At 58.0% G+C, this 17623-nt stretch carries 11 protein-coding genes and 1 tRNA gene; all 12 read right to left on the bottom strand.

Annotated features, from left to right (window positions below; translation table 11 throughout):
• Nucleotides 1-77: 77 nt before the first annotated feature.
• Complete coding sequence (gene pqqB, locus ACM6IN_RS05615; RefSeq protein WP_095112716.1) at nt 78-989, bottom strand: pyrroloquinoline quinone biosynthesis protein PqqB; 912 nt, start codon at nt 987-989, stop codon at nt 78-80.
• 81 nt (nt 990-1070) lie between these two features.
• The gene (pqqA, locus tag ACM6IN_RS05610) at nt 1071-1145 is read right to left on the bottom strand and encodes a pyrroloquinoline quinone precursor peptide PqqA (protein WP_003422658.1); all 75 of its coding nucleotides are present in this window, start codon (nt 1143-1145) and stop codon (nt 1071-1073) included.
• A gap of 156 nt (nt 1146-1301) precedes the next feature.
• Entirely contained in the window at nt 1302-3716 is a 2415-nt protein-coding gene (gene pqqF / locus ACM6IN_RS05605; RefSeq protein ID WP_414915561.1) for a pyrroloquinoline quinone biosynthesis protein PqqF, read from the bottom strand.
• 38 nt (nt 3717-3754) lie between these two features.
• Nucleotides 3755-4549, bottom strand: coding sequence for a carbon-nitrogen hydrolase family protein (locus ACM6IN_RS05600; protein ID WP_007910081.1), 795 nt, complete (start codon nt 4547-4549; stop codon nt 3755-3757).
• Nucleotides 4550-4561: 12 nt separating this feature from the next.
• Nucleotides 4562-6244 carry a flavin monoamine oxidase family protein gene (locus ACM6IN_RS05595; RefSeq protein WP_414915560.1) on the bottom strand — a complete coding sequence of 561 codons (1683 nt, stop codon included), beginning with the start codon at nt 6242-6244 and terminating at the stop codon, nt 4562-4564.
• Between the two features lie 223 nt (nt 6245-6467).
• On the bottom strand, nt 6468-6929 hold the full coding sequence (locus ACM6IN_RS05590) for an Lrp/AsnC family transcriptional regulator (RefSeq protein WP_007910086.1): 462 nt from the start codon (nt 6927-6929) through the stop codon (nt 6468-6470).
• A gap of 145 nt (nt 6930-7074) precedes the next feature.
• Entirely contained in the window at nt 7075-8169 is a 1095-nt protein-coding gene (locus ACM6IN_RS05585; protein ID WP_007910087.1) for a pyridoxal phosphate-dependent aminotransferase, read from the bottom strand.
• Between the two features lie 176 nt (nt 8170-8345).
• The gene (locus ACM6IN_RS05580) at nt 8346-9446 is read right to left on the bottom strand and encodes an acyltransferase family protein (protein WP_414915559.1); all 1101 of its coding nucleotides are present in this window, start codon (nt 9444-9446) and stop codon (nt 8346-8348) included.
• Between the two features lie 231 nt (nt 9447-9677).
• Nucleotides 9678-9754: transfer RNA gene (locus tag ACM6IN_RS05575), tRNA-Ile, on the bottom strand.
• Nucleotides 9755-9769: 15 nt separating this feature from the next.
• Nucleotides 9770-13516: a bifunctional diguanylate cyclase/phosphodiesterase gene (locus tag ACM6IN_RS05570; RefSeq protein WP_414915558.1), complete on the bottom strand. Its 3747-nt coding sequence runs from the start codon at nt 13514-13516 to the stop codon at nt 9770-9772.
• Nucleotides 13517-13642: 126 nt separating this feature from the next.
• Nucleotides 13643-15487 (bottom strand): RNA polymerase sigma factor RpoD, encoded by a 1845-nt coding sequence (rpoD, locus tag ACM6IN_RS05565; protein ID WP_414915557.1) that lies wholly within the window; start codon nt 15485-15487, stop codon nt 13643-13645.
• A gap of 67 nt (nt 15488-15554) precedes the next feature.
• Nucleotides 15555-17519 (bottom strand): DNA primase, encoded by a 1965-nt coding sequence (gene dnaG / locus ACM6IN_RS05560; RefSeq protein WP_095112712.1) that lies wholly within the window; start codon nt 17517-17519, stop codon nt 15555-15557.
• Between the last annotated feature and the right edge of the window lie 104 nt (nt 17520-17623).

The following is a 17623-nucleotide window of genomic DNA, read 5'->3' as shown; positions in this document are numbered from 1 at the left end:
GGCAAGCCAGCTCCCACAGGTTTTGTGTACACCACAGAACCTTGTGGGAGCTGGCTTGCCAGCGATGGGGCCATCCGCTACAGCACAATACTCATGCCGTCATACGCCACTTCAACATCACGCCGCGCCAACTCGGCACGCTCCGGCGAATCCTCATCGAGAATCGGATTGGTGTTGTTGATGTGGATAAGCACCTTGCGCTGCTCTGGCAGTTGTTCCAGCACTTCGAGCATGCCGCCAGGCCCGTTCTGTGCCAGGTGACCCATCTCGCGACCGGTGCGCGTGCCGACGCCACGGCGCTGCATTTCATCGTCATCCCACATCGTGCCGTCGACCAACAGGCAATCACTGCCCGCCATGATCTCCAGTAACGGTGCGTCGACCTTGCCCAGCCCCGGCGCGTAGAACAGCTTGCCGCCGGTGTTCAGGTCTTCAACGATCAAACCGATGTTATCGCCCGGATGCGGATCGAAGCGGTGTGGCGAATACGGCGGCGCCGCGCTGCGCAACGGCAGCGGAGTGAAGCGCAGGCTCGGGCACGCGGCCACGGTGAAACTTTGGTCAAGTTCGATGCGGTTCCAGTCCAGCCCACCGTTCCAGTGGGTGAGCATCTTGAACAGCGGAAAACCGGTGCTCAGATCTTCATGAACCATGTCCGTGCACCAGACCTGATGCGGGCAGCCTTCGCGCAGGCTGAGCAGGCCGGTGGTGTGGTCGATCTGGCTGTCCATCAGGATGATCGCGCTGATGCCGGTGTCGCGCAGGGCCCGGCCCGGTTGCATCGGGGCGAAGCTTTGCAGCTGCGCGCGGATGTCCGGTGAGGCGTTGCACAGCACCCAATTCACGCCGTCGTCGGAAATCGCGATGGACGATTGGGTGCGGGCCTTGGCATTCAGGCTGCCGTCGCGAAAACCTGCACAGTTGACGCAGTTGCAGTTCCACTGCGGAAAACCGCCGCCAGCGGCCGAACCCAGAATCTGGACGAACATGAACACTCCATCATTTCAACGCGGAAAATAAAACGCCTCGGCGAGCCGAGGCGTTGCACTGCAATTCTACGTAAGCAGAACTCAGCGGCTGGCGAAGTACATGGTGACTTCGAAGCCGATACGCAGGTCGGTGTAAGCCGGTTTTGTCCAGGACATGGTGTGTCTCCTCAGGGTGGGTGGGATAGCGCTGTCCATAGTTATAGTCCACGGCAGCGCAAAGATGTTCCAAATAGTTAGGCTGCTATGTTACTCAAAATTTCCGGGTAAATGCCCGTGAATCTTTGAGAAAGCTCCTTGCAGCCTTGGTAATGATCAATTTGCTGCCTGCCATGAGGTCTCGGGCGCCGGATCGCTGGCGAGGCAGAGCCAGGCGCCTTCGGCGTTGCTCAAGCGCTGCGCAGCGCTGAGCAATGTCTGGCGATCCAGTTGGCCGATGGCGGCGATCAATTGCTCAAGATAATCCGACGAGTGACCTGCAAGCCTGGCCTGCCAAAGCAGTTCGGCGGCGTCTTTGCTGGACAGGTTGGCGTCGTCGAATTGATCAGCGAGGCTCTGGCGTTGTTGCTCGAAGCTCGACTCATCATTCTTTTCGACCAGCATTGGCAGGCTTTCGAAGAACTGCCGAATGTGGCCGAGCAGTTCCACGGGTGGGGTGTTCGGGGATTGCACGCCGAACAGCATGGCCGTCTGGCCGTGAATCTGGCGCAGTGCGCTGAAAACTGCATAACCCAATTGCAATTCGACCCGCAGGCGCTGGTAGAAAGGTGTCTGGCACAACTGCGCCAACAGCCGCCACGCGGCTTCGTCGGCGAGGCTGCGGCTGGCAGTCGGGCAGAACAGCAGCAAGGCGTATTCGCTGGAGGCGGTATCGATATGTCGCCAGTGTTTTTGCGCGGTGATCGTCGTCGGCGCTGGCAACTGATTGTCCGCAATCCCGGGAATCCGGCTCAGGGCCAAGCCCATGGCAGATTGAGTCTGTTGATTCAGGCCCAGGGCGAGGCCGTCCCAGCGTGAAGTTGTCCACAGGTGTTGGGCGTCGTCGCCGGTTTTGGCTGATTCCAGCGTCTGTTCCGGCAACGTTTTCAGCAGTTGGCGGATGGGGTTCAACGGCGCTTGCGGCTCACTGCGCGGCGAATCGGGGTCAACTTGCGTCAGAGATTTCAGCGCATGTTCAAGGACGCTGGGCATTGGCTCTTGCAGCCCGGTGAGCTTCAGCAGCCATTGATTGCCAGCGTCGCTGAAAGACAGGTCGACGCCGGCTTCTCGGGCGTCTTGCTGCGTTTGCCGAAGACTACGCTGCAACCTCGATTGCAGATCAGCGCTGGCTGCAACTTCCACCTGCCAGCGCAGATAAACTGCGCCTTCATCCGTGTTGTCCGGCAACGCCTGACTGAACTGCATCGGCGAGCGTTCACGACGGCCGCGCGAACGATCCTGAGCGAACGTGCGCAGCCCTCGGTGGGCACTGGTCTGGCCGCGAATCAGCCCGGCGTTGGCCAAGGGTTCGCTGGCTCTCAGAAAAGGATTGGCAGCAGGCAGGCTCCAGTGATCGCTGAAGTTATCCACAGTGCCGATTTCGCTGAGAATCTGTGTAAGGGCTTTAACGCCGGAATCAGACAACCCGACTTCCAACGCTTCACTATCGAGCCGCGCCAGTTGCAGCGCGCCGCTGACTTGTTGCTGACGCTGAAGCAGCGCCGCGTATTCTTTTTGCAGTGGCGCCCAATCTTGTTGAGCAAAGAAACTCAGCCAATCCAGCACCCGCTCGGCAATGGCGTTTAACGATTCGAACGCTGCGCTGAACTCCAGATGCAGCAACGCTTGGCTGGCAAACTGATAGACCGGCGCAGCTTTTAATCCATCAGCCAGATTCTGCTGCTGCAAATGCGCCAGCAAGCCTCCGGGTTGGGCGCTGTTCAACCAATGGCAAAGGAATGCCAAAGCCTCGCCAGACGACTCAGGCAAGGCATCGAACGCAAACATCAGGTTGCCGCGTCGCTCAGCCACCTGTTGATAACTTTTTACCGCCAGCGGTATGGATGCCGCCTGCGCAACTTTATCCCCAGCTGGCAAATCCGCTGCAAATTGTTCAGCCAGTGCTTTCAGTTCCTCAAGACTCTGCGGTCCGACCAGACTCAGCGTCATCTGCCCAGTCCGATAAAACTGCTGGTGGAAGGCTTTCAACGCCTGTTGAAACGCAGATTGTTCGACTGGCAGGCTGTCGCGATTCCCCGCATGAAATCCGCGCAACGGATGATCTGCCGGTAAACCTTCGTACAAGGAAAACTGCTGCTGCGCCGCAGAATCCTGCGTCCATGCGACAAATTCTGCCTGCAACACTTCCCGTTCCCGCAACTGATCGTCCAGATTCATACGCGGCTGAGCGAGCATGTCTGACAGACGCTCCAGCCCGTCGCTGAATGAGCGCGTCGGCAATTCAAAGAAAAAGTCAGTAGTACGTTCGCGCGTGCTGGCATTCACTTGCCCACCATGACGCTGTACGTAGGCCATCAGCCCATCGCCGGCAGGAAAACGCTCGGTGCCGAGAAACAGCAAGTGCTCCAGAAAGTGCGCCAGTCCCGGCCATGCCAGCGGCACATCATGGCTACCGACAGCCACGCGCAATGCAGCGGCACTGCGCTTCAGCCCGGGCACATGACGCAGGGTCACGCGCAAGCCGTTGGCCAGGGTTTCAGAGTGGAGGCGGGGGTGAGTCGGCGCAGGCATGGGCACTTCCAGAACAGTGAAGTGCCAATGCTAGCGGATTAGCGCTGGTTGAGCGCGTCGTAAAGTTCGGGGCGACGGTCGCTGAGGTAGCGATTGGCGGCGCGGGAGTCGAGCATCAACTGTCGATCGAGCTTGCCGATGATCAGCGCTTCGTCGAGTCCGGCCTGAGCGATGCGGCTGCCATCCGGTGCGGCGATGCTGCTTTGCCCGCAGTAATGGATGTCACCTTCGTGGCCGCAGTAGTTGGCGTAAGCCACGTAGCATTGGTTTTCGAAGGCGCGTGAACGCACGGTGACGTCAGCGACAAAATCAAACGGGATCATGTTCGCCGTCGGCACCAGAATCAATTCGGCGCCGGCGAGCGCCAGACGTCGGGTGTTTTCCGGAAACTCCAGGTCGTAACAAATCAGGAAACCGAGCTTCCAGCCGTTGAGTTCGACGATGGGAAAATCATCATTGCCGGGGCTGAACATCGAGCGATCCAGATCACCGAACAGATGCGTCTTGCGGTAATTGCACAGGCGCTCACCGCTCGAATCGATCAACTGCACCGCGTTGTAAATCTGCCCGTCGGCGGTGCGCTCCGGATAACCGTAAGCAATCGCCAGACCCGCAGCCTTGGCGATCCGGCCGATCTGCTGCGCCCATTCACCGTTGTAGACCTCGGCCAAGGTGCTGACCGCTTCGGCGCCGATGTTGTAGCCGGTCATGAACATCTCCGGCAGCACCAACAGGTCGGCACCCTTGGCCTCCATCGCCAGTTGATGCAGGCGTTGCAGGTTGGCGGCGGGCTCCAGTGGCAGCGGTGGACATTGGTAAAGGGCTACACGCATCAGGAATTCCTCTTACTCGGGCAGGGCGATAGGGCCGATGTCTTTGAACACATCACCCGGGCCCGGGTTCGCTTTATGTGTCGAACCGCCGAAATGCTTCATGATCCCCCACACCGCGTTGAGCGACGTCTGCACTGCGCCTTCGACCCATGCCGGCGTCCACGAAACATCGTCGCCAGCGATAAAAATCCCGCGCTGCTCGGCTGGCATTTCGTCCTGCATGAAGTGCGCGTACATGCGCTGGTTGTAGCGATAGTGACCGGGCAGGGCGCCTTTGAATGCACCGAGGAAATGCGGGTCGGCTTCCCACGACACGGTGATCGGATCGCCGATGATCCGCGCAGCGATGTCGACTTTCGGGTAGATCTTTTTCAACGCATTCAACGCAAGCTCAACGCGTTTTTCCACCGGATGCGGCAGCATCTTCAGCGCGTCGCTCATCCACGAATAAGACAGGCAGATCACGCCCGGTTTGTCGTCGCCATTGTCGAACAGGTAAGTGCCACGGGTCAGGCGATCGGTGAGGGTCATGCTCATCAGGTCGCGGCCGGTTTCCGGGTCCTTGTCCTTCCAGAACGGCCGGTCGACCATCACGAAAGTCTTCGACGATTGCATGTAGCGGGTGCGGTCGAGGGCCATCCACATTTTCTGCGAGAACAGGCTTTCGTCGCATTCGATCTGGGTGGTCAACAGCCAGCTCTGACAAGTGGTCAGCACGGCGGCGTATTCGCGGGTGTCGCCATTATTGTCGGTGACCGCGAAACGACCATCCGCCGCGTGGGCAATTTTCTTCACGCCGGAGCGCGGCGCACCACGGTGCAGGGATTTCAGGCTGGTACCTTCAGGCCAATGCACGCAACGCTCCGGCACATGACGCCAGATGCCCTGCGGTACTTGTTCGACGCCGCCGACCACCAGATGCTGATGATCGTCGCAGTTGGTCATCACCACGCGGAAGATTTCCAGCATCGAGTTGGGGAAGTCCGAGTCCCAGCCGCCGGTGCCGAAACCGACCTGACCGAACACTTCGCGGTGATGGAACGACAGTTTGGCGAAGGCCTCGGAGGTGGCGACAAAGTCATAGAAGGTGCGGTCGTCCCACAGCGGCACCAGCGTGTTCCACAGCTCTTTCAGGCGCGGCACATCGCGGTCGCGGATGGCTTGCTGGATATCGGCGAACTGCGAGCCGGCCTCCAGCGCATCCGCCCAGGCGTCAGCCACTTCCTGAAACAGTGCAGGAAGATCCGCCAGTTTTTGTGCGTAATGAGTTTTGCCTTCCAGGTCGATCACCGTGCTGCCAGAGGCTGGCGTCAGCGGGTTCGGGAAAGGTTTGGTTTCGAGGCCGAGCTTGTCGACGTAGTGATAGAACGCGGTGGACGATACCGGGAAGCGCATGCCGCCCAGTTCAGCGACGATGCCGTCAGTGCCGTTGAAGGCCTGCGAACGCAGACGGCCACCGAGTTTTGATGCTTCGTAAACCACGGGTTTCAAGCCGAGCTTCATCAACTCGTAAGCGGCCACCAGGCCGGCGATGCCTGCGCCGACGATCGCCACTTCAGCGCCATGATGGTGTTCAGGAATAGTGCCGAGACCGGCCGGGTGTTCGATCCAGTCGTCAAACGCGAACGGAAAGTCCGGGCCGAAAATGGTGACTGGTTTCTTACCGTCTGCAGGATGGCGATTGTTCTTGTTCATGGCTGACCTTGCTGGCGACCCGACGCGGGATGCGCGTCTGAGTATAGGAAAAGATGCCAGCCATTCTAGGGAGCGTAGAACACGTTAATAAGACGCAAAGTGTCGTCGTTTTGCCAGATTAGCGATCAATATGACGAGCAGTGGCTACACACCGACCAAAATTTGCGAGAGAGCCTGCTCGCGAAGAAGCTCTGAAATCCACCCGAGAAGCCCGATCAAAATCTTAAACCGGCTGCCCCCGATCAATCTTGCTACTCAATATGATCGAAGTCGTGGTCTTCTCCACCCCATCCACGCTGCCAATCTGATCGAGTAACTGATCCAGTTGCTCCGGCGAGTCCGTACGCAACCACGCCACATAATCAAACTCGCCACTCACGGCACACAGTTGCTGCACCTGTGCCATCGCACTCAACCGGCGCAACACCTCTTTGCCTGAGCGCGGCTGCACCTTGATCCCGACATACGCCTGCAACCCGCCATCGACCACCCGCTGACCCAGGCGTACGCCATAGCCGGTGATCACTTTGGCTTTTTCCAGGCGCGCCAGACGCGACGTCACGGTGGTGCGCGCAATGCCCAATTGCCGGGCAAGCATGGCCACGCTCTCACGAGCATTGATCTGCAGGGCAGCGATCAACTGACGATCGATTTCATCAAGCACGGGCGGGCGGATGTCTGGCAAGGGGCGGCTCCATTGGCGCGGATCGGTGGTTGGCGCATGTTACAGGCTCAATTGCCGGGACGCTTGCAGGCGATGATTGGGTTTCATCCGCATGTCGACGCTATTGTCCTGCTGAAACCTGACCGTTGATTCGAGCCCGTGTTTCTTACGCCAGTACCTTGGCAAATGCCTCCCGGAATCGGCGCATGTCATCGTCCGTGCCGACACTCACTCGAACCCAGGTCGGCCATTCTTTCCATACGCGACCGACATGAACGTGGCGCTCGGCCAATGCCTTTACCACGGCAGCCGCAGGGCGTCTGACATCAATCATGAAGCAATTGGCCTGGGACGCTGTGCAACGAAAGCCTCGCGCACTCAGCCAGGCGATGGTTTCCTCTCGCAGACGCGTGTTGTTCTGTTTCCTTTGCGCCAGCAACGAAGCGTCCTCAAGGCTGGCGATTGCTCCCAGCAAAGACGAAGCGGCCGGGACGTTGTAGTTGCCGAACACTTCCAATTGTTCCAACAGCGCAGGGTTACCTACTGCGATGCCGAGCCTTGCACCCGCCATGCCGTAGATTTTCGAAAAGGTACGCAGCACCAGCAGGTCGGGGTGATCCTTGACCAGTGGGATGCAGGTGATGGCCTGCGAGAAATCGATGTAAGCCTCATCCACCAACAGAATCGAGCCTTTGGGTTTGTCCTTCAACGCGCGTTCAATATCGCTACGGGCAGTGAGGGTGCCGGTCGGATTATTCGGATTGCAGATGTAGATCAACCCCGGCTGATGATCGGCAGCCAGCATGCGCGGCAGGTCGTGAGCATGCTCAGCGTTCAGCGGTACTTCGTGGACAGCGACATTTCTACCGCGCGCAGCCTGGACGGGATCTTCATAGGACGGTGCGGCAACCACCAGACTTCCCTGTTGCGTGAAGGCATGCACGGCGTGCTGCAGGGCCTGCTTGGAGCCGCTGTAGGTCTGCACGAAATCTTCGGGAATGCCTTGCTGGCGGGCAAACAGTGCATTGAGCCGGTACTGGATCTTGTAGGGATAACGTCCCGACAGGGCGATACCTTCCTGCATCGCTTGTCGAGCAGCCGTCGAGGGTCCCCAAGGGCTTTCGTTGAAGTTGATCAGCACCTCGTCAGAAGTTGCCGCTACAGAGGCTGTTTCAATTTGAGCCTGAGCCCAAGGATTGTGCGCCAGCAGTGGCAGCGTCGCGGCAAATCCAACGAATGAGCGTCGAGTGACATCAACCATGAGAACTCCCTTTTCGGATCATCAGATGCGCCACTGCTGTGTGGCCCCTTTAATGAAGTAACGAAATGGTTAATGGTTGATTTACCGTTGAGGCACTGTGAAAAGCGATGACACACTCAGTCCTGAAATAGATCTATGCAGTTTTCTGGATACAAGGCGTTTGCCATCTGCACTCTTCAGAGGGTGTTTGCGTTTTCTAGTGATCGTGGCAAAGGCCTTCTGGCTCGACGAGATACCTGCATTACGCGGCGCTCGACAAGTTGGTAACTGATGAATGAAACGAGAATGACCGCACTATAAGAAATGGTCCAGAAAAGTATGGCGCTCCACAGCCCACCGTTGGAGTAACCGAGCATGCTCCAAATGCGGCCGCAGACACTTAATGTGAGGATGTGCGACAGATACATTGAATAGGAAATGTCGCCGATAAATGCTAGCAGGCGGGGAGCGTGTTTTTTGCTTATGACTTCTTGCAAGGCACAAGCCAATAACAATAGAGCGTAGCCACCGCCGACCAGGAACGCCCTTTTCAGTGATATCGCCTGAATAACATCAGCATTGCCCACTGTTTTATCGAAAAACGCGTAGAGCAGACTGCTCATCCCCACCGCTGCAAGTAACACGGGGGGTATCGTTTTCAGGCCGCGTTGCGCAAGCTTCAGATAAGCGACGCCCGACAGCGCGCCGAGTATGAATTCGATTGAAAATTCGTGGGTGATAATCCGCAGATAAGGAGCGCCCGTTGTGGTCATGAAAAAAGAAGCGAAGACAATTGCAAGCAACCACACGAGCAAGGCAGCCGAAACGTACTGTACTGGCAGCTTCAATATTAAGGCAAAGACCAGGTAAAACCATATTTCATGCGTGAGTGACCACGCAACCATCACCAGGGGAGCTGACTCTTCAGGTAGTAATAGAAAGGACGAAAGGATATTTGAATGGCCGCTCTGAGAGTTGTTTACCAGTTCTGGCCTGATGATGAAGACCAATAGGACTGCCAGAAAATAAACCCAGTAGGTCGGATAGATTCGAAGAAAGCGGCCCTTGAGAAAGTTTAATGTCTCGCCGCGCAGCCCAAATTTTTTGCGAAAGGCGATGATCATTACGAAGCCACTGAGTGCGAAGAACAGGTCGACGCCTGTTTGTCCGAATACAAACAGCTCGGGAATGATCAACTCATTCTGTAGGTATTTTGTATTGATAAAAATAGAATGGAACGCAACAACCAAAAGAGCCGCCAGGCCTCTAGCAGCTTGTAGCGAGGTAAGTTTATGCACCTGATTTCGTCCTTCGAACTGGCTAGACATCCTGTGTTGGCAGTTTGAAAGTAACGCATCTTTGACGCAAGGGCGAAGCGCGGAAACCGCCATTTGCCATACGGCAATCGATTTCAAAAAATTGCAACGTTACGGCGGGTGTTGAGTGAGGCGGATGCCGTTCTGCTTCGACACTTGGCCCGCTCTCGCGCCAGAAACGCGAAAGCCGCGCATTTGCGCGGCTTTCAGGTTTGGTGGGCCCACACGGACTTGAACCGTGGACCAAAGGATTATGAGTCCTCTGCTCTAACCAACTGAGCTATAGGCCCTCAGTAGGTCGCGGATTATAGCGACGGTTTCTCGGCTGTGCTATCCGAATAATCCGATACGGTTACACGAAGAAACGTTGCCGCGAATTCTTCCGGTGGTAGCGGCAGGCTGACGATGTAGCCCTGGATCTGTTCGCAGCCTTCGGCGGCGAGAAATTGTTGTTGTGCCTGGGTTTCCACGCCCTCGGCGATGACCGTGAATTGCATGCTCCGCCCGAGTGCGATGATGGCCCGGACAATCGCCGCATCGTGGGGGTCGTCGGGCAGTCCGCGAACGAATGACTGGTCGATCTTGAGGATGTCCAGCGGCAGGCGTTTGAGGTAACTGAGCGAAGAATATCCGGTGCCAAAGTCATCGATCGCCAGTTGCACGCCGAGGTGTTTGAGCTGGTGCAACACCGCCAGCGCCTCTTCGGCCTGACTCATGATGAAATTCTCGGTAATTTCCAGTTGCAGTAAGTCTGGCTGGAGGCGGTTGTCCTTGAGCAGTTGTTCGATGCGTCCGAGCAGATTCGGCTGACGCAGCTGTGCGCCGGCGAGGTTCACCGACAGCGGGCCGAGGCTGTCGTAGATCTGATTCCATTCGAACATTTGCCGGCACGCGGTCTCGAGCACCCAATCACCGATCTGCAGGATCATGCCGTTTTCTTCGGCCAGCGGAATGAAGTGCTCTGGCGGTACTTCGCCGAAAGTCGGGTGACGCCAACGGATCAACGCTTCGGCACCGACCAGACGATGGTCATCGAGGCTTATTTTCGGTTGGTAGTAGAGGAACAGTTCGTCACGCTCAATGGCGCGGCGCAATTCGTGTTCCAGCGCTATGCGCTCGCTGGCCTGGGCCGTGAGGTCGCGGGTGTAGCTTTCGACACGATTGCGGCCCTTGGCCTTGGAGCGGTACATCGCCGCGTCGGCGTTTTTCACCAGTGTGGCGACGTCGTTGCCGTCCCGAGGATAGAGACTGGTGCCGATGCTGGCGCTGATGAAAAACTCATGCTCGCCCGCCTGGAACGGTGCACCGAAGCAGTTGAGCAGTTTGGTGGCGATGTTATCCGCGTCGCTGGCCTGTTGCAGGCCGGGTAACAGAATGATGAATTCGTCGCCGCCCAGGCGCGCCACGGTATCGATGTCGCGCAGTTGCTCTTTCAGGCGCACGGCGATGCCCTTGAGCAGCAGGTCGCCGACCGGATGGCCGAGGCTGTCGTTGATATGTTTGAAACGGTCGAGATCGAGAAACAGCACGGCACCCTGTCCGCCGTTTTCCTGCTGACTGTTCAACGCCATCAACAAACGGTTTTCGAACAGCGTGCGGTTCGGCAGACCGGTAAGTGGGTCGTGGTGCGCCTGATAGTCGAGCTTGGCTTGTGCATGCTTGAGGCTGGAAATGTCGGCAAACACCGCGACAAAGTGAGTAATGAACTTGTCGCGATTGCGTACGGCACTGATGGTCAGCCAGCTCGGGTACAACTCGCCGTTCTTGCGCCGGTTGGAGATCTCGCCTTGCCAGTGTCCTTCGTCGGTCAATTGGTGCCACATTGCCGCGTAGAACGCGCTGTCGTGCAGGCCGGAGGCAAGCAGGCGCGGTGTATGCCCGAGCGCTTCGCTTTCGCTGTAGCCGGTGATTTCGGTGAAGGCGCGGTTGACTGCGCTGATGTGCTGTTGGGTGTCGGTGATCAGCACGCCCTCGGCGGTGCTTTCGAACACGGTGGCGGCCTGTTGCAGTTTTTCCTGCATCAGATGGCGCTCGGTGATGTCGCGGGCGATGGTCAGCATGCAGTCTTCTTCACCGATCGGCAGCGGACGGCTGGACACTTCGCAGAGGCGAATCTGCCCGTCACTGCGACGGATATGGCAGGTGAAGTCACGCACGAAGCCATCGCGGTGCAACAGGTCGAGCATCTGTTTGCGCTCGTTGAGGTTCACCCAGATGCCCAAATCCAGCGCCGAGCGATCCACCGACATGGCGCTATTGAAACCGGTGATGCGGCTGAAACCTTCGTTGACCTCCAGCAGCAGGCCATCGCTCTGGCGTGACAACAACAAACCATCCGGCGAGGCATGGAAGGCTTTGGCGAACTTCTCTTCGGAGGTTTGCAGTTGCTGCTGGGTTTCCTTGAGCTGAGTGATATCACGCACGACGACGACCAGGGCTGGCGTTGTGTCCAGATCGAAGGGTTCGGCGGAAATCAGACCAGTAAACAGTTGGCCGTTGTTGCGGCGAAAAGGCATCTCCAGATTGCGAATACTGCCCGCCTGCAAACGTTGCAGCAGTCCCGGACCGACGCCGGGAATTCCCCAGATATTCAGGTCGGTGGCCGTTTGCCCAAGCACTTCCTCGGCTTTCAGCCCGATCTGTTCTTCAAATGCTTCATTGACCTCCAGCAGGCAGCCATCGGACAGCCGTGCAATGACCAGGATGTCCGGGCACTGCTGGAAGACCGAAGCGAATTTTTGCTCCGAGAGCCGCAGCGCCTCTTCTGTGCGCTTGATTTCGCTGATGTCGATCATCAAACCACGCATCACCGGCTCGTGACCATGTTCGATCAGACTGACGATGTCGCGTACCCACAAACAGCGGCCATCCGCGGTGATCACGCGATAATCGACGATGTGATCGCGACCCTCGCGCAGTGCTTCTTTGCAGTAATTCTGCGTACGGGTCAGATCGGCCGGGTGAATGATGTTGTGCCAGAAACCGGGGATCAGCCAGTGCGATTGTGGATAGCCGAGCAAGTCTTCGGCGTGGGGCGAGACATAGCTGTAGGTGAAGTCGCTCATCCGCGCTTCCCAGGCGATGGCCGACAGGCTCTCGACCAGGCCGCGGTAGTGATACTCGCTGCTGCGCAGTTCCTGTTCGAGGTCGATGCGTCGGGCGATTTCCGAGCTCAGGCGTCGGTTGATGCGGATCACCACGGCGAGGATCGTCACCAGCAGCAACAGCCCGGGCAAGCCGTAGATCAGCAGGTCCGACCAGAATGTCCGATGATCAAGGACGTTGCCGACCCAATGCTCCTGAATGCTGCTGATTTCATCAGGGCTCATGTCCGCGAGGACTTTGTCGAGAATCCCCACCAATACCTTGTTGTCGCGGGGTACGGCCATCGCCAGTTGGTAGCGATATGGGGTTTCGCCGCTGACGTACAGGCCGTCGAGCTTGAGCTGGCGCAGGCTCCAGACGCTGGACGCGAGGTCACCGACAACGGCGTCCACTTCGTCGGTCGCCAGCGCCTGCAATGCCGAGCTGACATTGGGCATGGCGACCAGATTCAGATCGGGGTGGTGAGTGCGCAGCAGTTCGTGGGGCGCGTAGTTCTCCACTACGGCAATCTTCAAACCGTACAGGTCGTCGAGCTTGCGTGGTTGCGCGCCGCCGATATGGGCAAGGATGACAATCGGGAAATCAAGATAAGGGCGGGTGAACGACAGGTAGGTCTGGCGCTCCGGGGTGGACATGATGCCGGGCAGGAGGTCGATCTTGCCCGATTTGACCTGTTCGAGCACCACCGTCCAGCTCACCGGTTCGATGGGCGTCAATTTGATCGCCAAGCGTTGGCGAATCACGTCGATATAGTCCGCCGCCAGGCCCTGATAACGGTTCTGGTCATCGCGAAATTCAAAGGGCGGCCACGACGCATCGACACCCAGGCGCAAGTCCGGGTGAGCCGCCAGCCAGCTACGTTCTTCATCGGTCAGAGTCAGCGCGTCAGCCGTTGCGGTCCAGATCATCAGTGACAGCAAAAAAAGCACGGACGCCAATCTGGGCATAACGCTCTCGTTATGGCTCGGGGATGATTGTTTCGAGTGTAGACGGGGTATGCGGGGGAGGGGCGTTGCGAAGGATTTAATCTGCCATATAAACAAAACCCCCGGCCTGGGCCGGGGGTTCTGGTATCACTCGTCGAGGAAGGAGCGCAGATGCTCGCTTCGCGTCGGGTGGCGCAGCTTGCGCAGCGCCTTGGCTTCGATCTGACGGATCCGCTCACGCGTTACGTCAAACTGTTTGCCCACTTCTTCGAGTGTATGGTCGGTGTTCATGTCGATACCGAAACGCATACGCAGTACTTTGGCTTCACGGGCAGTGAGGCCGGACAGCACTTCGCGAGTCGCTTCTTTCAGGCTCTCAACAGTGGCGACATCGATTGGCGACTGCATCGTCGAGTCTTCGATGAAGTCACCCAGATGGGAGTCTTCGTCATCACCGATCGGGGTTTCCATGGAGATCGGCTCTTTAGCGATCTTCAATACCTTACGGATCTTGTCCTCAGGCATTTCCATGCGTTCGCCCAGCTCTTCCGGGGTCGGTTCGCGACCCATTTCCTGCAACATCTGCCGGGAAATGCGGTTGAGCTTGTTGATCGTCTCGATCATGTGCACCGGAATACGGATGGTGCGGGCCTGGTCGGCGATCGAGCGAGTGATCGCCTGACGGATCCACCAGGTGGCATAAGTCGAGAACTTGTAACCACGACGGTATTCGAACTTGTCCACCGCTTTCATCAGACCGATGTTGCCTTCCTGGATCAGATCGAGGAATTGCAGGCCGCGGTTGGTGTACTTCTTGGCGATCGAGATCACCAGACGCAGGTTGGCTTCAACCATCTCTTTCTTCGCGCGGCGGGCCTTGGCCTCACCGATCGACATGCGACGGTTGATGTCCTTGATTTCTGCGATGGTCAGACCGGTTTCGGTTTCCAGCGCGATCAGTTTCTGCTGGCAACGAATGATATCCGGCTGCACGCGACCGATGGCTTCGGCGTACTTGCTCTTGCCTTTGGCCAGGGCGTCGGACCAGCTTTCGTCGACTTCGTTGCCGGGGAACTGACGCAGGAAATCAGCGCGTGGCATACGTGCATCACGTACGCACAGTTGCATGATCGCGCGCTCTTGCTGACGCAGACGATCCAGGGCACCACGAACACGCTCGACCAGGCCTTCGAATTGCTTCGGTACCAGTTTGATCGGCATGAACAGCTCGGCCAGTGCCAGCAACTCGGCAATCGCTGCCTTGTTGTTGCGACCGTGCTTTTTCAGCGCCTTGCGGGTGATTTCCATCTGGTCAGCCACGGCGCCAAAGCGCTGGGCAGCGATGACCGGATCCGGACCGCTTTCGGCTTCTTCTTCGTCATCGGAAGATTCGGCTTCATCGTCATCGGTTTCGTCGTCGGTCTTCGCCGCTTTCGCTTCGACCGGTGGCGGCACCTCGGCAGGCGGCGCAATGCCGTCGTCCGGGTCGATATAACCGCTCAGGACGTCGGACAGGCGACCACCTTCGGTGGTGACGCGAGTGTACTCGGAGAGAATGTGGTCAACCGTGCCAGGGAAGTGCGCGATTGCGCTCATCACTTCACGGATGCCCTCTTCGATACGCTTGGCGATTTCGATTTCGCCTTCACGAGTCAGAAGCTCGACCGTACCCATTTCACGCATGTACATGCGCACTGGGTCAGTGGTGCGACCGATATCGGTCTCCACCGCGGCCAACGCAGCCGCTGCTTCTTCCGCAGCGGCCTCGTCGGTATCGGCGTCGGCCAACATAAGGGCGTCCGCATCCGGAGCACTCTCGTGTACGGGGATCCCCATGTCGTTAATCATGCGGATGATGTCTTCCACCTGCTCTGGATCTGAAATATCCTCGGGCAGGTGGTCGTTGACCTCGGCGTAAGTCAGATACTTCTGCTCACGACCCAGTTTGATCAACTCAATAATACGAGACTGCTGTTGCGCTTTTCCGGACATAACACCCTATCCACTGAAGGTCTTGGCGGGCAAAAAACAAGCCGAGGATTATACCTGAGCTATGACCTCACGCGCCAGTTGAGGTCGGGTTTGATGCGGAAACATTGCGACTTAAAAGGTCGCGCAGTTGATTTTTCTCTTCAACGCTCAGTTCGCTTTGACGCGCTTTCCTGAGCAACTGTTCCAGATTTCGCTCGCGTTGGCGGGCTGACAAGCTAGTAATGGTGTCGAAAAACTGTTGTTCAAGGTTATCTCCGTCAATCAGCCATTCCTTTTCTGCCAGTGCCTTGAGCAAGCGTCCCTGTTCAGTGCCGTGCCATCGCGCGATCAACTGAAATGAGTTTAGCTTGGGATTCTTCTGTACAGCTTCGAGCAGCGCCACAAGTAACTGGGCGTTGGTCTGATTCTCGTCCGCTATGTGCCCGGCATCTTCGACGCGCTCGGCCAATTGCGGGTGATGGAGCAATGTGCGCAGGGCGGTCAGGGTCGGCGACTCGACGCCAATCGGCGTGCGCGGGCGTTGCTGATCGCGATCACCGCCACGCTTGCCGTTCTTGTCCCAGGGCTTCTTGTCCCACTTCTTGCCGCCAGCGCCGGGTTTCTTCGGCGTCCACTCCTGCTGCGGCACATACATGTCCTGTGCCTGCGGCTGATGGTAGTCGCTGTAGTCCGGCATTGCGTCGTAATCGATGCCCGGATCGTAGGCGGGCGGCGCTTCCTGCGGCGCACTTTGTGCGAGTTGGCTGACGGTTTCACTGCTCAGGCCGGTAATTTCGGTCAGGCGTTGACGCATCAGGATGCGCAGGTTGGCGCCCGGCACTTTGTCGATCAACGGTGCGGCAAGGGTGGCCATATGGGCCTTGCCTTCGAGCGAACGCGGATCGGCTTCTTCAGTCAGTTGCTGGAAAAAATAGTCCGCCAGCGGTTGAGCATGCTGATTGATCCGTGCTTTGAACGCGTCAGTGCCTTCGGCGCGCACCAGGGTGTCCGGGTCTTCGCCTTCGGGGAGAAACAGGAATCGCGCCCGGCGCCCGTCTTGCAGGCTCGATAGCGTTGCTTCCAGGGCTCGCCACGCAGCGTTGCGGCCGGCTTGGTCACCGTCGAAGCAGAAGAGTACGTTCGGCACTACCCGGAACAGGCGCTTCAAGTGTTCTTCGCTGGTCGCAGTGCCCAGCGTCGCGACGGCATTTTTCAACCCCTGCTGGGCGAGAGCAATGACGTCCATATAGCCTTCGACGACGATGATTTCGTCGAGGTTGCGGTTGTTCTTGCGTGCTTCATAGAGGCCGTAGAGTTCCTGGCCTTTATGAAAAACCGGGGTTTCCGGTGAGTTCAGGTATTTCGGCTTGTCGTCGCCGAGTACGCGGCCGCCGAAAGCGATGATGCGCCCACGGGTATCGCGGATCGGGAACATCACGCGATCGCGGAAGCGGTCATAGCGTTTGCCGGTTTCAGCGTTCTCGATCAGCAGGCCGGCGTCGATCATGGCCTTCTGCTGCAGGGTGTCGCTGCTCAAGTGCTTGAACAGGTTGTCCCAGCCGGGCGGCGCAAAGCCGAGCCCGAAATCCCGGGCGATCTCGCCAGTCAGTCCGCGGCCCTTGAGGTAATCCACTGCGGCTTTGCGCGAAGGATGACTCTTGAGCGCCTGACGATAAAAATCGGCGGCAGCGCTGAGCAGCGGATACAACGGCGAATCGGTCGGCTGGCGCGGTTTGTGCGGGCGACCGCTTTCTTCGCGGGGGATTTCCATGCCGGCGGCTTTCGCCAGATCTTCAACGGCCTGGGGGAAATCCAGGTTGTCGTGATCCATGAGAAAGCCGAGGGCGTTACCGCCGGCACCGCAGCCGAAGCAATAGTAGAACTGCTTGTCGGGGCTGACGCTGAAAGACGGGGTTTTCTCTTTGTGGAACGGGCAACAGGCGGTGTAGTTCTTGCCGGCCTTCTTCAATTGCACGCGCGAACTGACCACGTCGACAATGTCGGTGCGGTTCAGCAGGTCGTCAATGAAGCTCTGGGGAATCAGCCCGGCCATGGCGTTCTCGTCGTCTGCGCTGTAATAAGTCCGATGCGTAAGGCTGGCGGACGCGGGTCATTGTTTGAAGCGCGCAAAATATGCGGCTCGACCGGTGTCGTCTG

The sequence above is a fragment of the Pseudomonas sp. IT-P395 genome (assembly GCF_949767675.1).
Taxonomy (GTDB): Bacteria; Pseudomonadota; Gammaproteobacteria; order Pseudomonadales; family Pseudomonadaceae; genus Aquipseudomonas.
This window is presented reverse-complemented; position numbering and strand designations above follow the sequence as displayed.

Coding starts and splice junctions, on each gene's coding strand:
- pqqB (WP_095112716.1), bottom strand. CDS start 989: ATGTTCGTCCAGATTCTGGGTTCGGCCGCTGGCGGCGGTTTTCCGCAG.
- pqqF (WP_414915561.1), bottom strand. CDS start 3,716: ATGCCTGCGCCGACTCACCCCCGCCTCCACTCTGAAACCCTGGCCAAC.
- ACM6IN_RS05600 (WP_007910081.1), bottom strand. CDS start 4,549: ATGCGTGTAGCCCTTTACCAATGTCCACCGCTGCCACTGGAGCCCGCC.
- ACM6IN_RS05595 (WP_414915560.1), bottom strand. CDS start 6,244: ATGAACAAGAACAATCGCCATCCTGCAGACGGTAAGAAACCAGTCACC.
- ACM6IN_RS05585 (WP_007910087.1), bottom strand. CDS start 8,169: ATGGTTGATGTCACTCGACGCTCATTCGTTGGATTTGCCGCGACGCTG.
- ACM6IN_RS05570 (WP_414915558.1), bottom strand. CDS start 13,516: ATGCCCAGATTGGCGTCCGTGCTTTTTTTGCTGTCACTGATGATCTGG.
- rpoD (WP_414915557.1), bottom strand. CDS start 15,487: ATGTCCGGAAAAGCGCAACAGCAGTCTCGTATTATTGAGTTGATCAAA.
- dnaG (WP_095112712.1), bottom strand. CDS start 17,519: ATGGCCGGGCTGATTCCCCAGAGCTTCATTGACGACCTGCTGAACCGC.